Annotated in this window: 17 protein-coding genes and 1 tRNA gene; 15 read left to right on the plus strand and 3 right to left on the minus strand. The window is 71.2% G+C overall.

Features of this window, described 5'->3' with window-relative positions:
• Positions 1-19 precede the first annotated feature (19 nt).
• Positions 20-1,498, minus strand: coding sequence for a S8 family serine peptidase (locus VET29_RS32360; RefSeq protein WP_324927795.1), 1,479 nt, complete (start codon positions 1,496-1,498; stop codon positions 20-22).
• A gap of 109 nt (positions 1,499-1,607) precedes the next feature.
• Here VET29_RS32360 and VET29_RS32365 point away from each other — a divergent pair, with 109 nt between their 5' ends.
• From VET29_RS32365 to VET29_RS32390, 6 genes are all read left to right on the plus strand, one after another.
• A complete protein-coding gene (locus VET29_RS32365) occupies positions 1,608-2,045 on the plus strand; it encodes a tetratricopeptide repeat protein (RefSeq protein WP_324927797.1) in 438 nt (145 codons plus the stop codon).
• Between the two features lie 382 nt (positions 2,046-2,427).
• A complete protein-coding gene (locus VET29_RS32370; RefSeq protein ID WP_324927799.1) occupies positions 2,428-3,939 on the plus strand; it encodes a S8 family peptidase in 1,512 nt (503 codons plus the stop codon).
• A gap of 12 nt (positions 3,940-3,951) precedes the next feature.
• On the plus strand, positions 3,952-5,253 hold the full coding sequence (locus tag VET29_RS32375) for a hypothetical protein (protein WP_324927801.1): 1,302 nt from the start codon (positions 3,952-3,954) through the stop codon (positions 5,251-5,253).
• A 263-nt stretch (positions 5,254-5,516) separates the two neighbouring features.
• On the plus strand, positions 5,517-6,734 hold the full coding sequence (locus VET29_RS32380) for a putative acyl-CoA thioester hydrolase (protein WP_324927803.1): 1,218 nt from the start codon (positions 5,517-5,519) through the stop codon (positions 6,732-6,734).
• A 9-nt stretch (positions 6,735-6,743) separates the two neighbouring features.
• Positions 6,744-7,820, plus strand: a complete 1,077-nt coding sequence (locus tag VET29_RS32385; RefSeq protein ID WP_324927805.1) for a cytochrome P450 — start codon at positions 6,744-6,746, stop codon at positions 7,818-7,820.
• 84 nt (positions 7,821-7,904) lie between these two features.
• Entirely contained in the window at positions 7,905-9,017 is a 1,113-nt protein-coding gene (locus VET29_RS32390) for a hypothetical protein (RefSeq protein WP_324927807.1), read from the plus strand.
• 7 nt (positions 9,018-9,024) lie between these two features.
• Here VET29_RS32390 and VET29_RS32395 read toward each other — a convergent pair whose 3' ends face one another.
• Entirely contained in the window at positions 9,025-9,840 is an 816-nt protein-coding gene (locus VET29_RS32395; protein WP_324927809.1) for a VOC family protein, read from the minus strand.
• A 199-nt stretch (positions 9,841-10,039) separates the two neighbouring features.
• On the opposite strand from VET29_RS32395, the gene VET29_RS32400 reads away from it, so the two are divergent.
• Positions 10,040-10,888, plus strand: coding sequence for an SGNH/GDSL hydrolase family protein (locus VET29_RS32400; protein ID WP_324927811.1), 849 nt, complete (start codon positions 10,040-10,042; stop codon positions 10,886-10,888).
• Positions 10,889-11,213: 325 nt separating this feature from the next.
• Positions 11,214-11,915, plus strand: coding sequence for a lytic polysaccharide monooxygenase (locus VET29_RS32405; protein ID WP_324927813.1), 702 nt, complete (start codon positions 11,214-11,216; stop codon positions 11,913-11,915).
• 24 nt (positions 11,916-11,939) lie between these two features.
• Here VET29_RS32405 and VET29_RS32410 read toward each other — a convergent pair whose 3' ends face one another.
• On the minus strand, positions 11,940-12,968 hold the full coding sequence (locus VET29_RS32410) for an alpha/beta hydrolase (protein ID WP_324927815.1): 1,029 nt from the start codon (positions 12,966-12,968) through the stop codon (positions 11,940-11,942).
• Positions 12,969-13,039: 71 nt separating this feature from the next.
• Between VET29_RS32410 and VET29_RS32415 the strand changes: the two genes are divergently transcribed.
• The 7 genes from VET29_RS32415 to VET29_RS32445 form a co-directional block, all read left to right on the plus strand.
• Positions 13,040-13,858, plus strand: a complete 819-nt coding sequence (locus tag VET29_RS32415) for a hypothetical protein (RefSeq protein ID WP_324927817.1) — start codon at positions 13,040-13,042, stop codon at positions 13,856-13,858.
• A 93-nt stretch (positions 13,859-13,951) separates the two neighbouring features.
• Positions 13,952-15,064: a sensor histidine kinase gene (locus tag VET29_RS32420; protein ID WP_324927819.1), complete on the plus strand. Its 1,113-nt coding sequence runs from the start codon at positions 13,952-13,954 to the stop codon at positions 15,062-15,064.
• Positions 15,022-15,717, plus strand: coding sequence for a response regulator transcription factor (locus VET29_RS32425; RefSeq protein ID WP_324927821.1), 696 nt, complete (start codon positions 15,022-15,024; stop codon positions 15,715-15,717). Before VET29_RS32420 ends, VET29_RS32425 begins: the two co-directional genes overlap by 43 nt.
• Before the next feature lie 95 nt (positions 15,718-15,812).
• Positions 15,813-16,445, plus strand: coding sequence for a DUF2306 domain-containing protein (locus tag VET29_RS32430; protein ID WP_324927823.1), 633 nt, complete (start codon positions 15,813-15,815; stop codon positions 16,443-16,445).
• Positions 16,442-17,437: an NAD(P)-dependent alcohol dehydrogenase gene (locus VET29_RS32435; protein ID WP_324927825.1), complete on the plus strand. Its 996-nt coding sequence runs from the start codon at positions 16,442-16,444 to the stop codon at positions 17,435-17,437. The genes VET29_RS32430 and VET29_RS32435 overlap by 4 nt, the downstream gene beginning before the upstream one ends.
• Before the next feature lie 148 nt (positions 17,438-17,585).
• Positions 17,586-17,656, plus strand: a tRNA-Cys gene (locus VET29_RS32440).
• Between the two features lie 128 nt (positions 17,657-17,784).
• A partial coding sequence (locus VET29_RS32445; RefSeq protein ID WP_324927827.1) for a hypothetical protein occupies positions 17,785-18,132 on the plus strand: 348 nt, incomplete at its 3' end.

Consider the following 18,132-nt stretch of genomic DNA (forward strand, 5'->3'; position numbering starts at 1 on the left):
AGCCCGCCGAGAACTGAGGTCAGCTCAGGGCGTTGGCCGCCGCGACGGTGTCGACCAGGCCGGCGCCCTTGTCGTAGCTGGTCAGGTATGGGCCGACCTGCTGGTAGGGCGCGCCCGCGGTGAAGCGGTACGCGGTCGACATCAGGGCGTCCTCGATCTCGGCCGGGGTCGCGGATGGCTTGTCCTGGAACAGTTGCGCGACGATGCCGGTGATCTGCGGGGTCGCCATCGACGTGCCGCTGATGACGTTGTACGTCCCGACGTCGGCCTGGCCCGGGCCGTTCACCGGCTGTAGGCCGCTGGCGCAGATCGGCAGGTAGAGCCGGCACGACGACAGGATGTTCTCGCCCGGTGCCGAGATGTCCGGCCACGTGCTCGAGTCCGCCGCCGCGCCGCGGGACGAGAAGTCGGACACGCCACCGTCGCGGGTGCCGGTGCCCTGGTCGTTGTACGACGCCACCGAGATGATCCCCGGGGTCGGGTCCATGCCGGGCGGGTTCGACAGGCTCTCCGAACCGTCGCCGCCGTCGTTTCCGTTGGCCCACACCGTGACCACGCCCTCGGCGGCGAGCAGGCGCTGGAGCTGTACGGTCGCCGAGTTCGGGTCGAACGCACCGCCACCGGACGGGCCGTACGAGTTGTTGATCACCTTGATCGGCGGGCACACGGCCGGCGACACCCCGGCGCCGCACGGCGCGTCGTGGTTCTCCAGCACCCAGTTCAGCGCCGAGTCCGCGCCGACGATCAGCAGCGCCGCGCCCATCGACAGCGACACGATCCTCGAGCCCGGTGCCGAGCCGCCGACGACCTCTCCGCCGGGCAGGGTGTACGGGCTCCCGGCCGCGATGCCGCTCACGTGGGTGCCGTGCCCACCCTGTGCGAGCAGGTCCGTGTCGACCGACGTCGGCACGTCGACCAGGCAGCTGCCGTCCGGCGGCTCGTTCTCCGTCACGCACACGCCCTTGAGGCTGCGCACCACACGCGTGGCGCCGTCCGGGCCCTGGAACGCGGGGTGGGTGGGGTCGATGCCGCTGTCGATGATCGCGACCGACACGCCGGTGCCGTCGAGTGGCGTGCCGTCATCGTCGACGAGGGTCTGCTGCGCCTCCAGGCTGCGGGTGGCGACCGTGCCGGAGTCGGCGAACAGGCTGAGCGGGTCGTTGCCCTCGACGTAGGTGACGCCGGCCAGCGCGCGAAGCGAGCGCACCTGCCCGGCGGTGCCGGCGGCGGCGACCACGCCGATGCGCCGGAAGGTGGTGACCTCGGTGAGTCCCGCCCGCTCGACGGCCGCGCGGGCCGCGGCGAGGTCGGTGCCGTGCACGAGCACGGTCATCGGCATCGTGTCGGCGGCCGAGTCGAGGGTCGCGGCCAACGTGGTCGAGACCGGTGCGAGCTCGGGCGCGGGCGTCGCGGCGGCGGGCGTCGCGGCGGCGGGCACCGCGGGGACGAACGCCAACGCGGCGGCTAGGACGGCTATCCGGAAATTTCGGCTGAACATCTGACCTCCAAACCAGCAGCACCCCATCACACCGCTAACGAGGGATACTCGAACGAGTGACGCGTCAAACCCGGAGTGCGATCGCCGCAGGTGGAATACGCAGAGTTAGTTGATTGTTGAACGGCCCGTGAACTTCAACGACTACCAACCGAACGGCGAGCCCAGGGCCGACCGCTGGGCAAGCGCCCTGCACCTGTTCGACGACGGTGCCGGCGTGTCCCACGAGGAGACGACGGCCGGACGTTGGGAGCGGGCAGAGGCCCTGTTCGAGGCCCGCGACTACAGCGGCGCCGCGAAGCTGCTGGTCGCCGTCGTGGAGGAACACCCCAACCAGACGGCGCCCCGGCTGCTGCTGGCCCGCGCCTACTACCACTCCGCCCAACTCCGGCGCGCCGAGGAGCAGCTGCGTGAGCTCATCGACCGCGACCCCGTCGAGCACTACGCACACCTGATGCTCGGCCGCACCCTGGAACGCCAGGGTCGCCACGACGAGGCCGCACCACTCCTGCGCCTCGCGGCGGCGTTCGCCGGCCAGGGCGTCGGCTAGGAAGCCGGCTGGGAGACCCCGGCCAGGCACACACGAACAGACCACCGGCATGTGCCGGTGGTCTGTTCGCACACCGGGCAGTGGCTTCGTTCTTCCTTCGGCGCCGGCACTTCCCGTCGAGCACCGCCGGATCTTGTTGCGTGGCAACGGTGGGAGCACGCGGCACCGCGGCAGGAGCGGTGCGTCGTACTCGCCGAGCGGACCGGGTTCGGCGCCCGGCGCGATCTTGTCCAATGCCCGGAAGACGCGCTTTCGGGACAGTGGTCACCGAACATGTATCTGCTTCGGAATTCCTCACTCCTTGGAGGTATCGGAATTCGGAGGCGGAATGTCATACGAGGCGCGGGGCGACAGCAGATCACCTATCGTGGGCGATCTCAACATGCCACCCGAGGGATCGGGAAGAACCGCCCATCACGGAGAACAGGCGGGAAACTGGCCGGATCCGGACGCGCGGGTCGCCATGCTGGTGGAGCTGAACGTCCTCTTTCCCGGCGGTCTCGGCGCGGTTCGTGAGGCGTTCTACGGCCTGTGGCGGGAATTCACCCATAAGAGCGGAATAACGGCGGACGGCGTCTCCGAGAGCATCGTGCAACCACCGGTCCCGGCCGGGCTTTCGCTTATCGCGCCCAAGCTGTACCAGTGCGTGCTCACCCGCCGCCAGCTGCGCGACCTGGTGAACGACGACCAGCGCACCGGCCCGCCGAACACGATCTTCCGGGTCTGGCCCGACTACACGCTCGAGCCGCAGATCGACCGCTCCGCGCCGACCGTCAAGGCCGACGCCGCCTGGCGCTCCTACGCGGCCCGCGGCCACGGCATCGTCTGGGCGGTCATCGACAGCGGCATCGACGCCACCCACCCGCACTTCGCCGAACTCGACCTGGCGACACAGGACGTCAACTCCCGGACCAGCGGCCTGCACCGCGACTTCAGCAACCTCGTCCAGCCGGAGATCCCCATGCGGGACGGCGAGTACCCCGGTCCCGACGGCGAACCGTTGCGGGACAAGAGCGGGCACGGCACACACGTCGCCGGCATCATCGCCGGCTGCGCACCGGACAAGCCGATGGTGGCCGTCTCGAAGGAGCCCGGCGACGCGGGGTACGTCGCACGCGAGCGGGTCGGCGCGCTGTCCGGGATGGCGCCCGACTGCCAGCTGGTCAGCCTGAAGGTCATGCGCCGCAGCGAGACGGGCACGTGGATCACCTCGACGGCCGCCGTCATCCGGGCGCTGACGTACCTGCGTACCGAGGTCAACGTGGATCCGGCGGTGCTCCGCGTGCACGGCGTGAACCTGAGCCTCGGCTGCGAGTGGCACCCCGAGCAGTACGCGGCGGGCCAGTCGCCGCTGTGCCAGGCGCTGAACCAGCTCGTCTCGTCCGGCGTGGTCGCGGTGGTGTCGGCCGGGAACTTCGGCGCCCGCACCACGTCCGGCGACGCGGCCAACACGTCGGCCGTGCTCGGTTCGATCACCGAACCCGCGCATGCCGAGGAATGCGTGGCGGTCGGCTCGACGCACCGGGACGCGCCGCACGCGTTCGGGGTCACCTGGACCTCGGGCAAGGGCCCGACGCTGGACGGCCGGATGAAGCCGGACGTCGTGGCGCCCGGCGAGTGGATCTCGTCGGCCGCCACCGGGAAGCTCGCCACCAGCGCCGGGTTCGACGGCCAGGAGGGCGCGCCGGCGTACGCCGAGCAGTCCGGCACGTCCATGGCCGCGCCGCACGTGTCCGGCGTCGTCGCGGCGTTCCTGTCCGCGCGGCCGGAGTTCATCGGCCGGCCACGGCAGGTGAAGCAGTTGCTGATGGACAGCGCCACCGACCTCGGCCGGGAGCGCTACGCGCAGGGCGCCGGTCTGGTCGACCTCATGCGCATGCTGTCGAACGTCTGATTGGGGAGCATCATGTTCGAGTTGACCTTCGACGAGAAGGGCGGCGTGCGGCCGTCTTCGCGTACGTTCGCCGACGACGTGCGGAAGGCGGGTGTGACGGACCTCTTCGTGTTCAGCCACGGCTGGAACACCTCGGCGGCCACCGCCCGCGAGACCTGCGCCGAGATGTCCCGGCTGATCACCGACGCGGCGACCGGGCTCGGCACGGTCGGCTTCGTCGGCGTGTTCTGGCCGTCGCTGTGGTTCCCGGACACCCCGGCGACGACGGCGGCCGCGGCGGGTGCCGGCCAGGCGGCGGGTGACGTCGCCCAGGACCGCGCCGGCACGGAGGCCCTGTCCGGCGCGGAGATCGCCGACTCGCTGGCGCGGGGCTTCGAGGACGCGGCGCAGCAGAAGACCGTGGTGTCGCTGGGACAGCTGCTCGACGAGGCGGCACACGCGGCCGATGCCGGCGCGTCCGACGAGGCGCTGGCCGGGCGGTTCCAGGAGTTCCACACGACCCTGCGGTCACTGGCGCCTGCGGTGCCCGACTTCGAGGACGCGGGCGAGCGGGCGCTGCTGACGAGCCAGGACCCGGTGCGGGACTACCAGGTGCTGGCGGACGTCTTCGGCAGCGCGCCGGCGGGTGGGGCGCAGCAGGGCATCGGCGACTGGTTCGGCAAGGCCCTGAACGGCGCGAAGGACGCGCTGCGGGTGTTCTCGTACACGACGATGAAGGCACGGGCGGGAACGATCGGGCAGCACGGGTTGGGCCCGGTGCTCACCAAGTTGAGTGGGGTGCGGGTGCACCTGATCGGGCACAGCTTCGGCGCGCGGCTGGTGTCGTTCGCGCTGGCGGGCGTCGGGCCGGCGGCGTCGAGCCCGATCGCGTCGCTGCTGTTGATCCAGGGCGCGTTCTCGCACTGGTCGTTCGCGCACGCCCAGGACAACCCGTTCGGCGAAGACGGTGCGCTGCACAAGGTGGCGGACCGGGTCCGGGGCCCGCTGGTGGCGACGTTCAGCCCGCACGACTTCGCGGTGTGCCGCTGGTACCCGAAGGCGTCGTTCCTGGCGCGGCAGGACGAGTCCGCGGTGGTCGCGGGCCGCTGGGGAGGCATGGGCGCGGACGGCTTCCAGGCGGTGACGCCGTTGGTGGACAAGACGATGCGGCCGGAGGGCGGCACGACCTACGGCTTCCGCCCCGGCACGTTCTACCGGGTCGACGCGGCCGGCGTCATCAACAACGAGAAGCTGCAGGGCTTCGCGGGCGCCCACTCCGACTTCGAGAAGCCCGCGGTGGCCCAGCTGGCCGTCGCCGCGGCCACGCACTCCTGAACCAGGCCACCCACTCCCGAGCCAGGCCACGCACTCCTGAGCCCGGCCACCCACTCTCCAGCCCAGCCACCCACTCCCGAGCCAGGCCACGCACTCCTGAGCCCGGCCACCCACTCTCCAGCCCAGCCACCCACTCCCGAACCAAGCCACGCACTCCTGAGCCCGGCCGGCGTCCGTCCCGGCCCCGACCCTTGACGGAAAGCGCTTTCCTCGTGATATCTTCTGCCTTCGCGGTCGCTTCAACGGTGTTGCGAGGTGCGCCCATGAAGGTTGCCCTGTTGATGGTCGCCACGGCTCTGGCCCTGCCGGGCACCGCGCATGCGGCACCCGCCGCGCCCGGCACCGCCGACCGGCCCGTCCTGTCCGCCGCCGAGGCCGCGCCCTACCGGCAGGCCAACTACTTCCGCTTGTCCGGAACCTACGCCGCCCCAACGGAAGACCCCTGGCACCCGCACCCGATCCGCACCCCGCGACGACCGGACTTCGTCGTCCACGCGGGCGACAGCGTGCAGCGGGCCGTCAACGCCGCCTTCGCCGCGGGCGGCCGGCACCGCCGCTACCTGAAGATCCTCCCCGGGACATACACCGGCACCGTGTTCATCCCCGCCGGCACCCCGCCGCTCACGATCTACGGCGCCGGCCGCCCCGAGGACGTGCGGATCGAGTTCACCCTCGACGCGATCGCGACGCCCGCGGCGTGGGCGGCGCAGGTCAACCCGTCGGGCCAGTACGTGGCGGGCGACCCGGCCTGGGACATGTTCCAGTCCTGCGCCACCAGGACGTCCGCGAACGTCGGCCTCTGCGCCACCGTCGTCTGGGCGCAGAGCCCGGACCTCCAGCTCAGGAACATGACCATCACCAACACCCTCCTCGACACCGTCGACCGCGGCACGCACCAGGCGCTCGCCCTGCGCACCGACGACGACCGCACGCAGCTCGAGCGCATGCGGCTGGTCAGCCGCCAGGACACCTTCCTCGCCAACGCAAACGACCCCGCGCGGATCGCCCGCGTCTCGGTCCGTGACAGCTACGTCGAGGGCGACACCGACTTCGTCTTCGGCCGGGCCGCGACGGTGTTCGAGCACACCAGGTTCCACCTCGTGTCGAGCCGGAAACCCAGCGGCGGCGTCATCTTCGCGCCGAACACCGCGCCTGCCTTCCCGTACGGCTTCCTCGTGCGGCACTGCCTGCTCACCGCCGACGCCGCCTACCGGACCACCCCGACCGGCCACTTCGGACGCGCCTGGGACCAGGGCGCGAGCACCACCGGCTACCTGCCGGGCATCACTCCGAACGGCCAGCTCGTCATCCGCGACAGCTACCTCGGCGCCGGCTTCGACACCGCGAGGCCGTGGTCGCCCGCCGCCACCACCGCGCGGCCCTTCGCCGCCCGCACCGACCCCGGCCGCGACCTCGACGACCCGAACTTCAACCGGTTGTGGGAATACCGGAACCTCGGCGAAAGCGCGCGAACGCCCTAGTTTGAACACGTGGACGAACTGCAGCTGCTCGAGGACCTCCGCGCCCGGCACGGGCCGGTCTTCCTGCGCAGACCGGGCGTGCTCTACGTGGCCGACCCCGCCACGGCGAAGGCGGTGCTCACCGACGCCGAGGGGCACTACCGAGAGCGGTCGGACTTCTTCCACACCAGCAAGGGCATCTTCGGCGAGCGGTCGACACAGCAGGAGATCGGCCGGGTGGCACGGAACCTGCTCCGCGACCACTGGGCCGGCCGGCCCGTGGACCTGGAGCCGGTGAGCCACTGGCCGGACGCCGGAAACCTCCTGCTGTACCGGTTCTTCCGCGACGTACTGGCGCCGCCCGGCGAGCTGCGCCAGCTCGTCGGCCAAGTGGTCCGGCACGCGGTGCTGGTCGGCACGCGCGCGGCGCGCCCGTCGCCGTCCCGGGCCGCGTTGCGCACCCGGGTGCGCCGCGCGCTGGTCGCCGAGCTGTCCCGCAGGCGCGCGCGGCACCCCCACCGGCCAGGAGACCTGCTCGACATCCTGGCCGCCGCGGAACCGGACGGCTCGTCGCACGGCGCCCTGGTCCAGCTGTCGGAGGTGTTCCTGTCCTTCCTGTACTCGGTCACCGGCTCGCTGGGCTTCGTGCTCGGCTGGTCGATCTACCTGCTGGGGACCGCGCCGGAGCGGGCCGAGCCTGCCGGCGTGGTCCACGAGGCACTGCGGTTGTGGCCGGTGACGTGGAACTTCGTCCGCTCCCCCACCCGGCGCCACCAGCTGGGCGACATCCCGGTCACGACCGCCGACGAGGTGGTCGTGTGCGGGTACCTCGTGCACCGCGACGAGCGTTTCTGGCCCGACCCCGCCGAGTTCCGGCCGCGGCGGTGGGCCGACGGCGTGCCGGCGGGCGGCGCCGAGGCGTACATCCCGTTCGGCTGGGGCCCGCGAACCTGCGTGGCGGCGGCGTTCACCGTCGCGCTGGTCGAGGACGTGCTGCGGCGGCTGCCGGCGGGCTGGCACGTCGAGCCGCATGGCGACCGGCCGCACATCACGGCCGTCCTGGCCCCGCCGGACTTCACCCTGCATCTGTCCGGTCGCGTACGGTAGACGTTTGGTATAGACCACAGAGTGGTCTGAACCATACACTCGGTGACGACCGCGTTCCCTGACCCTGCAAGGGAGTTGTCATCGATGACCGCGCGTAGGAATTTCCTGCTGGTGGCCGCCATGGCCGTGTCCACAGCGGTGGGTGCCACCCCCGCCGCGCAAGCCGCGCCAGAACCCACCGTCTGGCAACAGATGCTCGCCCAGCAACCGCTGGTCCACGCCGCCGACGTGATCCAGGCCGAGGTGCTCCGCGGCACCGACGCCGGGTTCGCCGGCATCTCCCTCGAACAGGATCACGTCGCCCTGTGGTGGAAGGGCGCCGTGCCGGCGAAGATCACCGACGCCGTCGAGCGGGCCGAGGCCAAGGCGCCGGTGGAGATCGAGCGGGCCAGGTACTCGAACGCCGAGCTCCGCGCCGCCGCCGCGGTGATCGACGCGCGGCGGGGCGAGAAGTCCCCCGTGCACGCGATCAAGATCCCCGCGGACGGCAGCGGTCTCGTGCTCGGCACGACCTCGACCGCCGCCACCCGGCAGCTCACGACGCTGGTGGACGTGCCGGTTCGGACGGTCGTGGAGGAGCCGCTTGCTCCGGTGTCCCGCCAGAACGACAGCCCGCCGTGGAAGGGCGGCGCGACGATCGTGCTGGGCGGGACCGCGGCGTGCACGTCGGGCTTCTCCGTGCGCACCGGCGACAACGCGCGGTACCTGCTGACCGCGGGCCACTGCGGCAACCCTGGCGCGCGGGTCACCGACCCGACGGGTGAGTTCATCGGCAACATCGGCGCGAAGCACTCCGACCACGACATCCTGCTGATCCCGACCGGCAACGTCGTGAACCAGCAGTACCTCGGCAACGGCGACAGCAACACCACGACGCCGGTGCAGGGCTGGGGCGACGTGTACACGAACGAGATCCTGTGCCAGTCCGGCGTGACGAGTGCCCGGGAGACCGGCGGCCCGGTGTGCAACATCAAGGTCCTGTTCTTCTACGCCGACCGCGAGGACCTCGTGGAGGGCGAGCAGATGAACGGCCAGCCGGCGGCCCGCCCCGGCGACAGCGGCGGCCCGGTCTACGGCCCCTCCTCGGCCGGCGGCGTGATCGCCAAGGGCACCGTCACCCGCACCGCCGGCGCCCGCATCGGCTTCCAGGACTTCCGCACCGCGAGCCGCGACTTCGGCGTCTACATCCCGCTGTGATCGGAGGTCATTCGTCGTTCGGGTCCTCGACCTCGGCTCGCCGGTTCTCCGGTGAGTCGAGGGGGTCGATGACGGCGAACGGCGCGCCACCGGGGTCGGTGAGCACCGCGGCCCGGCCGAGCGGGCTGTCGTAGGGCTCCACGGCGATGCCACCGCCGAGCTGCAGCGCACGCACGGCGGTGGCGTCGGTGCCCTCGACGGGGTCGGCCACGAAGTACAGCAGCCAGTGCGCCGGCGTGCCCTCCGGGTACTCCGGACCCATGACGTACCGGTACAGCACCGGTTGCCCGCCGAGCCGCCATTCGGCGTAGTCGATGTCGGCGCCGTTGCCGATCTGCTCGCTCTGGTAGCCGAACATGCGGCAGTAGAACTCGTCGCTCGCCTCGCCGTCGTGGGTGTTCAGGTCGGCGCTGGCGAAGGTGCCGACGGCGCCGGTCGTGAACACCCAGCCGGCCGGCGGGCAGCGCAGGACGACCGGGCCACCGGCCGGGTCGCGGGCGTACGCGATGCTGTCGTAGCGCGGCAGGTCGACCGGACCGAGCTCCACGCTGCCGCCCGCGACCACCGTCCGGTCCGCGGCGGCGGCCGTGTCGGTCACCGAGAAGTGCGGCATCCAGCCGGACGGGCGGTCCGTCTGGAAGATGCCGGCGACCGCGAACCCCTCGCGCCGCCCGACCAGATAGCGGCCGGTCATGACCGTCGAGTCTGCCGTGTCCGTGTACTCCCAACCGAACAGTCCGGCGTAGAACGTCGACGCGCGCTCGTCGTCGCCGGTCGACAGCTCCACCCAACACGGCGCGCCCGCGGGCAGAACCGCCGTCACCGAACCAGTTTCTACCACCATGGGCCAGCCTCCTCCGGCTGACAGTAACCCGCGGCGGCCCGTTCGTGTTGCCGGGCGGGCGGTTCGTCCCACAAACGTCCGTTGACGGATCGGCCGGCATGGGTGACGATGAGCAGGCGCTTACCTACTGATGAGTAACCATCTGATGAGTAACCGTCAACGATGCCGGGGAGAAGCCATGCAACGTCGCATGCTCGCGTTCGCCGCCGTGGTCGCCGCCGCCTGTCTCGGCACGGGCACGGCGCAGGCGGCGGAACCGCTGAACTACGTCGCCCTCGGCGACTCCTACAGCGCCGCGTCCGGCGTGCTGCCGTCCGATCCCGGCGCGCCGCCGCTGTGCCTGCGCTCCGCCCGCAACTACCCGCACGTGCTCGCGGCCGCGAGCGGCGCGAACCTGGTCGACGTGACCTGCGGCGCCGCCGAGACCAAGCACTACACGACCGCGCAGTACCCCGGCGTCCCACCCCAGGTCGACGCGGTCCACGCGGACACCGACCTGGTCACGATGACCATCGGCGGCAACGACAGCGGCGTGTTCATCGGCGCGATCCTCGCGTGCGGCAGCGCCGGCATCGTGACCCTCGGCCACGGCAGCCCGTGCCGGGACCTGTACGGCTCCTACTTCGAGGACACGATCCGCACGACGACGTACCCGGCACTGGTGGCCGCGCTCCGCGCCGTCCGGGCGAAGGCCCCGGGCGCCGAGGTCGCGATCCTGGGCTACCCGTGGCTCCTCCCACCGACGGTCGGCTGCTTCACGAAGATGCCCGTCGCCACCGGCGACGCACCGTACCTGCGCTCACTACAGACAACCCTCAACGACGCCGTCCGCCGCGCCGCCACGACCAACGGCGCGACCTACGTCGACTTCAGCACGGTCTCCGAAGGCCACGACTCCTGCCAACCAACCGGCACCCGCTGGATCGAACCAGTGCTACAGGGCACCAACCCAGTGGTAGTCCACCCCAACGCCCTGGGCGAGTCAAAAATGGCCACCCAAACCCTAGCCACCCTGAACCTGACCTAGCCCCAGCCCCCGCGAGTCCCGCGTTCAAACACACCGAGTCCCGCGTTCGCACAGTACGAGTTGCGGTTTCGTGCACATCAAGGCCCCGCGCGACCCACACCGACATGCACGACCCGCAACCCGGCACGCACGAACCCCCAACTCGGCATGCACGAACGCGGGACTCGGTGTGCGTGGGCGCGGGACTCGGCATGGGCGAACGCGGGACTCGCGGGGTGGGTGGGGGCGGGACTCGGGGGTGGGCTGGTTCACAAGGGGAAACGGACAAGTTACACTGGCGGGACTGGGAGCGCTCCCAAATTGCTCTTTCAATGCTGAAGGAGGCATGGTGAGGAAGCGGAAGTTTCTGTTGTTCGGGGTCGCCATGGTCGCGGGGCTGGTGATGGGGCTGGTCAGTGCGGCTCCTGCCGGCGCGCATGGCGCGACGATGATGCCTGGTTCGCGGACATACCTGTGTTACAAGCACAGCCGTTCGAGTACCGGGGAGATCAAACCAACCAACCCGGGTTGCCTGGCCGCTTTCCAGAAGGCCGGCGCGAACCCGTACTACAACTGGTTCGCGGTACTGCGGTCCGACGGGGCCGGCCGTATGGCCGGGTTCATCCCGGACGGCAAGCTGTGCAGCGGCAACGCGGTGGTCTACGACTTCAGCGGGTTCGACATCGCCCGTTCCGACTGGCCGGTGACGCACCTGACCGCGGGCGGCAGCATCCAGGTCCGCTACAACATGTGGGCCGCCCACCCGGGCCGTTTCGACCTGTACGTCACCAACAGCACCTACAACCCGACCCAGCCGCTGAAGTGGAGCAACCTCTCCTCCACTCCCTTCAGCAGCGTGGTCAACCCGCCCTCGACCGGCTCGGTCGGCAGCGAGGACGGTTACTACACCTGGAACGCGACGCTGCCGTCAGGCATCTCGGGCCGGCACATCATCTACTCGGTCTGGACCCGTTCCGACAGCACCGAGACCTTCTACGGCTGCGCGGACGTCGTCTTCGACGGCGGCAACGGCAACGTCACCTACTGAGCGAAACGGGCCCTGGCGACCCCTTCAGGGCCCGTTTCCCATGACCAGCTTCACGAAGTGGTCCATGTCCGCCCGCAGACACTCGGTGTCGTTGTGCTTGCCGTCGCAGCCGGGCGCCCAGCCCGACCCGTCACCGTAGTCGGCGAAGTAGTACGGAATCCCGGCCGCGTCGAGGTTCCGCGCGGTGGTCAGGGCGGTCTGCCGGGCCCAGTACTCGACCACCCCCTGCACCGGGTCCCCGACCAGGCTCCCGCCGTTGCCCACGTACATCGCGACTCCCATGCCCCGCAACGACCCGACGTGCTGCGCGGGGCTCTGCGCACGCCACGCCGGGCCGGGCGGACCGAAGATCGCCGTGGGCGACACCGGCGGAATGCCGTGCAGCGGCGAGACTTCCGTGGTGACGACCGCGATGCGCTGGCCCCAGTACAGAAGGTCGAGCCCGCCGGAGAAGCTGCCGACGTAGCTGAACAGGTCGGGCCGGTCCTCCGCGTAGTGGAACGCGCCGAAACCACCCATCGAATGGCCGGAGATCACCCGGCCCTCCCGGGTCGCGACGGTGCTCAGGTTGGCGTCGATGAACGGCACCAGCTGGTCGAGATGAAAGGTCTCCCAGTTCTCCGTGCCGTCGGCCCAGTTCGTGTACCAGCCACGCCCACTTCCGTTCGGCATCACGGTGATCAGCGGCACGCCGGCCGTCGCGTGCTCGATGATCTCCTTGTTGCGGGCGGCATCCGGGTAGTCGCCTGCGCCGTGCAGCGTGTACTGCACCCGATACCGGGTTGTGCTGTCGTAGCCGGTCGGGAGCGTGACCATGACGACGTGCTCGCCCTGGACCTGCCCCGGGAGCACGCCGTACGCCGGCACCGCGGCCGTCCTGACGGTGAACGCGAACGTGCGCCGCCCGTCGTCGACCCACGCCGGCTGGCTGACCACGGTGAGCCCGAACCCGTCGGCGAGGCGAGGCGGTAGCGCGGGCTCCGCCGGGGTGACGAACCCGGCGGTGGCGACGGCCAGCGCGGCGACCGCGCAGGCTCTGAGAAAGCCCGTCATGGTGACTTTCCATCTTCCTACGCACAGGGCACCGGAAACAACCGGTCGGTGCGCCCTGCCATAATCCGCCCGTGCTTCTGCAGGTGGGACACCTAAGGACCGCCGCGCCGCGACTCGAGGAGGCCGTGGCCCGGCTGAGTGTGCACGGCGCCGCGGGCGTCACCTACGAGCTCGGGTCGCTGACCGACCAGCTGCCGGAGATCCGCGCGTGGCTGGACCGGCTCAGCGGGGACCCGGACTGGGCGTACTACTTCTACAACTCCGACGTGGAGTTCGCGCTGGCGCTCGCCGAGGCGCTGCCCGCCGGGGACACCGGGGACGCAGGGGACACCGAGGGCGTGGCGCGCACCGGCGACGGCTGGCACGTGGCGTCGGGCCGGCCCGTGATCTGGTTCGGCGACGCACACTTCGACGCGGACCTGGTGCTGGACGGGCCGCTGGTCGTCCTCGGGAACCTGACCGTCGCCGGCCTGCTGTCGGACGGGGACGTGGACCGGAGCTTCCTCGCGGTGACCGGGGACGTGCGGACGCGGGCCCTGCTGACCGGCGCGTTCGACCTGGTGCTCGGTGACCTGCACGCGGACGTGGTCGTCTGCTTCAACAACGACGGCGGCCTCGGCGTGGGCGGCGACCTGATGGCGGACCTGTTCGTGCAGGACGACCACTCATACGAGGTGGCCGGCGAGATGCGGGTCCGGCTACCGGTGCTGGACTGGCTCGCCGGCGACACGGACCTCGACCCCATCACGGCGAAGGACGCCGCGGCCTGGCTCCCGCCCGGCTACCTCGACGAAGACGAGGACGGGGACGGGGACGGGCTCGACACCTGGCGCATCCTGGAGGAGACGGCGGCCGGCAACTCACCGCTGCTCACCGAACCCCGGAGCTGAACCCCCGTAGCTGAACGTCGTAGCTGAACCCCGTAGCTGAACGTCGTACTTTCGGGCGACCGGACGCGACGGTCCGGCCCGTACCATGGACAGGTGTTTCGCTCCGTCTGGCGGGAACCGCGGCCCGCGGCGGCACCGCCGCACGTGTGGTGGGACCGGGCGCTCGTCGGGGTGCTCGTGGTCACCGCCGTGGTCGAGGGGGCGGCCCGGCCGGACGTCTCCCCGCGCGTCCCGTCCATCGTCATCTCCGTGCTGCTCGTGCTCTCCCTGTTCTGGCGCCGCACGAGACCCCTGCCCGTCGTCGCCTTCGCGTTCGGGCTCTGTGTGCTGTCGGCGGTGGTCGCCGGGCGCGAGTTCCCCGACCAGTACGTCCTGGTCGCGCTTCTCCTGCTGCCGTTCTCGGTGTTCCGGTGGGGCACAGGCCGCGAGCTGGTGCTCGGCGCGGCGTTCGTCCTCACCAAGCTCGGCGTCTCCGCCGTCCTCGGTTACCTCAGCCTCGCCGACACGGCCGCCGGCATCGTCGTGCTGTCCATGGCGATGGCCGTCGGCGCCGCCCTGCGGTACCGCTCCCGCGCGCGGTCCCGCGAGCTGGACCAGGTCAAGCTCATGGAACGGGAGCAGCTCGCGCGCGACCTCCACGACACCGTCGCGCACCACGTCTCCGCCATGGCGATCCGCGCCCAGGCCGGGATCGCGACCTCCGCCGCCGATCCCGGCGCCGCGGTCGACGCGTTGAAGGTGATCGACGCCGAGGCCGCCCGCGCGCTCGACGAGATGCGTGGCATGGTCCGCATCCTGCGTACCCAGGAAGCGGCCGACCGGTCCCCCGGCCCCCGCGTCGCCGACCTCGAACGCCTCGCGTCGCTGTCCAACCCCTCGGTCGACGTCCGGGTCACGGGCGACGCGGACGCCCTCCCGTCACCGGTCGGCGCCGCGGTCTTCCGCCTCGCCCAGGAGGCCGTCACCAACGCCCGCCGGCACGCCAGGCACGCGACCCGCATCGACGTCCGGGTCACGGTCGACGACAGCGAGGTCCGCGTGCTGGTGACCGACGACGGCGTGCCCCGCCAGACCGGCCCGCGTGGCTACGGGCTCACGGGCATGATCGAGCGTGCCAGCCTGCTCGGCGGCACCTGCGAGGCCGGCCCCAACCCGGACCGGGGATGGACCGTCTCCGCGGTGCTGCCCAGGGAAGTGACCGCGTGAGGGTGCTCGTCGCCGACGACCAGGAGATCGTCCGGACCGGCCTCGCCATGATCCTCGACGCCCAGCCGGACATCGAGGTCGTCGGCTCGGCCGCGGACGGGCGGGCGGCCGTCGAGCTGGCGCGCAGGCTGCGGCCGGACGTGTGCCTGTTCGACATCCGGATGCCCGAGCTGGACGGCATCGAGGCCACCCGTCAGCTCGCCGGCCCCTCGGTCGACGACCCGCTCGCGGTCGTCGTGATCACCACGTTCGACCTCGACGAGTACGTCTACGCCGCGCTGCGGGCCGGCGCCCGCGGCTTCCTGCTCAAGAACGCGGGCATCGAGATGCTGGCGCAGGCCGTCCACGCGGCCGCGAACGGCGACGCGCTCATCGCGCCCAGTGTCACCGCCAGGCTGCTGGCGACGTTCGCGGCGAACGGGCCGGCGTCGTCGCCCGTCCAGCCGATCGACCCGCTGACCGGGCGGGAGGAGCAGATCCTCGCCGCCGTGGCACGCGGGCGGACGAACAACGAGATCGCGGGCGAGCTGTACATCACGCTGAGCACGGTCAAGTCACACGTGACGAGCCTGATGACCAAGCTCGGCGCCCGCAACCGCGTCGAGATCGCGATGTGGGCGTACGAGACGAACCGGGTCCGGCCGGGCGGGTAGCCGAAAGTACGACGCGCCAACCGGACCATCGGACACCACGATCGCGGCCCAACGTCCGATGAGCCCGACCCCGTTGCCCCGGCACGATCTGGTGCATGACGACGACGATGCGACCGCGTGCCGGATCGCGGTGGTGGGTGCCGGCCGGGCTGCTCGCGCTGAGCCTCGTGCCGGCCGCGGCCGGTGCTCTCCGCACCGCCGAGCTGACGGCCGGTGCGCCGGTCACCGAGGAGAACGCCCGGTTCTTCGCCTCGCCCGTGCCCATCCTGGCCCACATCGTCGGCACGACGCTGTTCCTGGTGCTGGGCGCGTTCCAGTTCGTGCCGAGCCTGCGCCGGCACGCGTGGCACCGGCGTGCCGGGCGGCTGACCGTCCTCTGTGGACTGGTTGGCGGACTGGCCGCGTTGTGGATGACCGTCCGCTACCCGCGCCCGCCGCTCGACGGCGACCTGCTGACCGTGTTCCGGCTGGTGTTCGGCACGTACCTGGTCGTCGCGCTCGGCATCGGCCTCCGGGCGATCCGGCGGCGGGACGTGGTCGTGCACCGCGCGTGGGTGACGCGGGCGTACGCGATCGGCGTCGCGGCCGGCACACAGGCGGTGTTCTACGGGCTGTGGACCGGGATCGCCGGCCCGGTGGGGGTCACCGGGAAGGCACTGCTGCTTGGCGCCGCGTGGGTGTTCAACCTCGCGGTGGCGGAACGGATCATTCGGAGGGGACGGCGATGAAGGCGATCGTGCAGGATCGGTACGGCGCACCGGACGTGCTGGAGTTCACGACGGTGGCGACACCGGTGGCGGGCGACGACGAGGTGCTCGTCCAGGTGTGCGCCGCGTCGGTCAACGCCTACGACTGGCACGTGATGCGCGGCGATCCGTACCTGGTCCGGGTCATGGCCCGCGAGCTCGGCGGCCTCCGTGGCCCCAGAAAGCGGATCCGCGGTCGCGACGTGGCCGGCCGGGTGGTCGCGACCGGCGGGCACGTCACCGGGTTCGGTGTTGGCGACGAGGTGTTCGGCGATCTCGGCGGTGCCAGCGGTGCGTTCGCGGAGTACGCGGCGGTGCCGGCGGCTCAGCTGGCGCACAAACCGGCCGGGCTGACGTTCGAGCAGGCGGCCGCGGTGCCGCTGGCGGCCAACACCGCGCTGATCGCACTGCGGGACGTGGCCGATGTGCGTGCGGGCCAACGGGTTCTGGTCAACGGCGCGTCCGGCGGCGTCGGCACGTTCGCCGTGCAGCTCGCGAAGGCGTACGGCGCGTCGGTGACCGCCGTGTGCAGCACGCGGAACGCGGAGCTGGCAAGGGAGTTGGGCGCGGACGAGGTCGTCGACTACCGGCGCGAGGACTTCACCCGGACCGGCCGGCGGTACGACGTGGTGTTGGACCTGGTGGCCAACCGGTCACTGAGGGATCTCCGCCGTGCGCTGGCGCCGACCGGGATCCTGCTGCTGTCGGGCGGCGGGACGTCGGAGGGCGGGAGCCTGGTCGGCCCGCTGGGACTGGTGATCAGGGCGCAGCTGGCGGCGAGGTTCGCGCGGCACCGGATGGTGGTGGTCAGCGAGGTGCCGAGCAGCGAGAACCTGGTGGCACTGCGGGAGCTCATCGAGTCCGGCAGGCTCACCCCGGTCATCGACCGGACCTACCCGCTGAGCGAGACCGCCGAGGCCATCCGCTACGTCGAGACCGAACACGCCCGCGCCAAGGTGGTCATCACGATGTGACCGGTCCACAAGGTGAGATCGGTTGACGGTGTCCTGCCGGCGCTGTCATGGTGTGATCATGACCTCCGGCATGACGCTCGTCGGCCGCCTGCACGCCGCTTTCCGCCTGCGGGCGAGCGCGATCTGTCCGCTGTCCTGACGCTCGCACGGCGAAGTGGCCGAGAGGACAGGCAGAGGTCTGCAAAACCTTGTACGCGGGTTCGAATCCCGTCTTCGCCTCGTTTCGCGCATCACAACGCGTAGCCCCGTGACTACATCGTGACACGCCGCTTCTGCCGGCGTCGTTAACGACTCGAAGATCGACTCCGAACATCGCTTCGGAGTCGTCGTAGCCACGGGGAGTGCGCATGATGCGTAGGGACGTCACGTCAGCCATCGGCCAGACGCGGGAGCACGTCCAGGATCAGTTACAGCTCGGCTGCGGCGCCAGTCTGGAGCTCCTCAACACCCATCTCCCCCAGGACGAGCCGGTCGAGTCGATCACGACGGCCGCGGCGCCCGCGCACACCTCGCCGATCCTGGACTGTCTGCTCGTCCTGACCGGCCGCCGCCTGCTGTTCGTCGCGCCGACGCCGCGTGTGGTCAGCTGGCGGCTGCCCACGATCACCCAGGTACACGCCACCGACGGCGTCGTCGACATCTACGACACCAGCGGCGGCCAGCACCAGCTGTGTGTCGACACCGCGCAGGGTCCC

The sequence above is a fragment of the Actinophytocola sp. genome, from assembly GCF_035634895.1.
Classification (GTDB): domain Bacteria; phylum Actinomycetota; class Actinomycetes; order Mycobacteriales; family Pseudonocardiaceae; genus Actinophytocola.

Bases quoted from the DNA above. Each gene is read 5' to 3' on its own strand.
- VET29_RS32360 (WP_324927795.1), bottom strand. From the start codon at position 1,498: ATGTTCAGCCGAAATTTCCGGATAGCCGTCCTAGCCGCCGCGTTGGCG.
- VET29_RS32370 (WP_324927799.1), top strand. From the start codon at position 2,428: ATGCCACCCGAGGGATCGGGAAGAACCGCCCATCACGGAGAACAGGCG.
- VET29_RS32375 (WP_324927801.1), top strand. From the start codon at position 3,952: ATGTTCGAGTTGACCTTCGACGAGAAGGGCGGCGTGCGGCCGTCTTCG.
- VET29_RS32380 (WP_324927803.1), top strand. From the start codon at position 5,517: ATGAAGGTTGCCCTGTTGATGGTCGCCACGGCTCTGGCCCTGCCGGGC.
- VET29_RS32390 (WP_324927807.1), top strand. From the start codon at position 7,905: ATGACCGCGCGTAGGAATTTCCTGCTGGTGGCCGCCATGGCCGTGTCC.
- VET29_RS32400 (WP_324927811.1), top strand. From the start codon at position 10,040: ATGCAACGTCGCATGCTCGCGTTCGCCGCCGTGGTCGCCGCCGCCTGT.
- VET29_RS32405 (WP_324927813.1), top strand. From the start codon at position 11,214: ATGGTGAGGAAGCGGAAGTTTCTGTTGTTCGGGGTCGCCATGGTCGCG.
- VET29_RS32410 (WP_324927815.1), bottom strand. From the start codon at position 12,968: ATGACGGGCTTTCTCAGAGCCTGCGCGGTCGCCGCGCTGGCCGTCGCC.
- VET29_RS32425 (WP_324927821.1), top strand. From the start codon at position 15,022: ATGGACCGTCTCCGCGGTGCTGCCCAGGGAAGTGACCGCGTGAGGGTG.
- VET29_RS32430 (WP_324927823.1), top strand. From the start codon at position 15,813: ATGACGACGACGATGCGACCGCGTGCCGGATCGCGGTGGTGGGTGCCG.
- VET29_RS32435 (WP_324927825.1), top strand. From the start codon at position 16,442: ATGAAGGCGATCGTGCAGGATCGGTACGGCGCACCGGACGTGCTGGAG.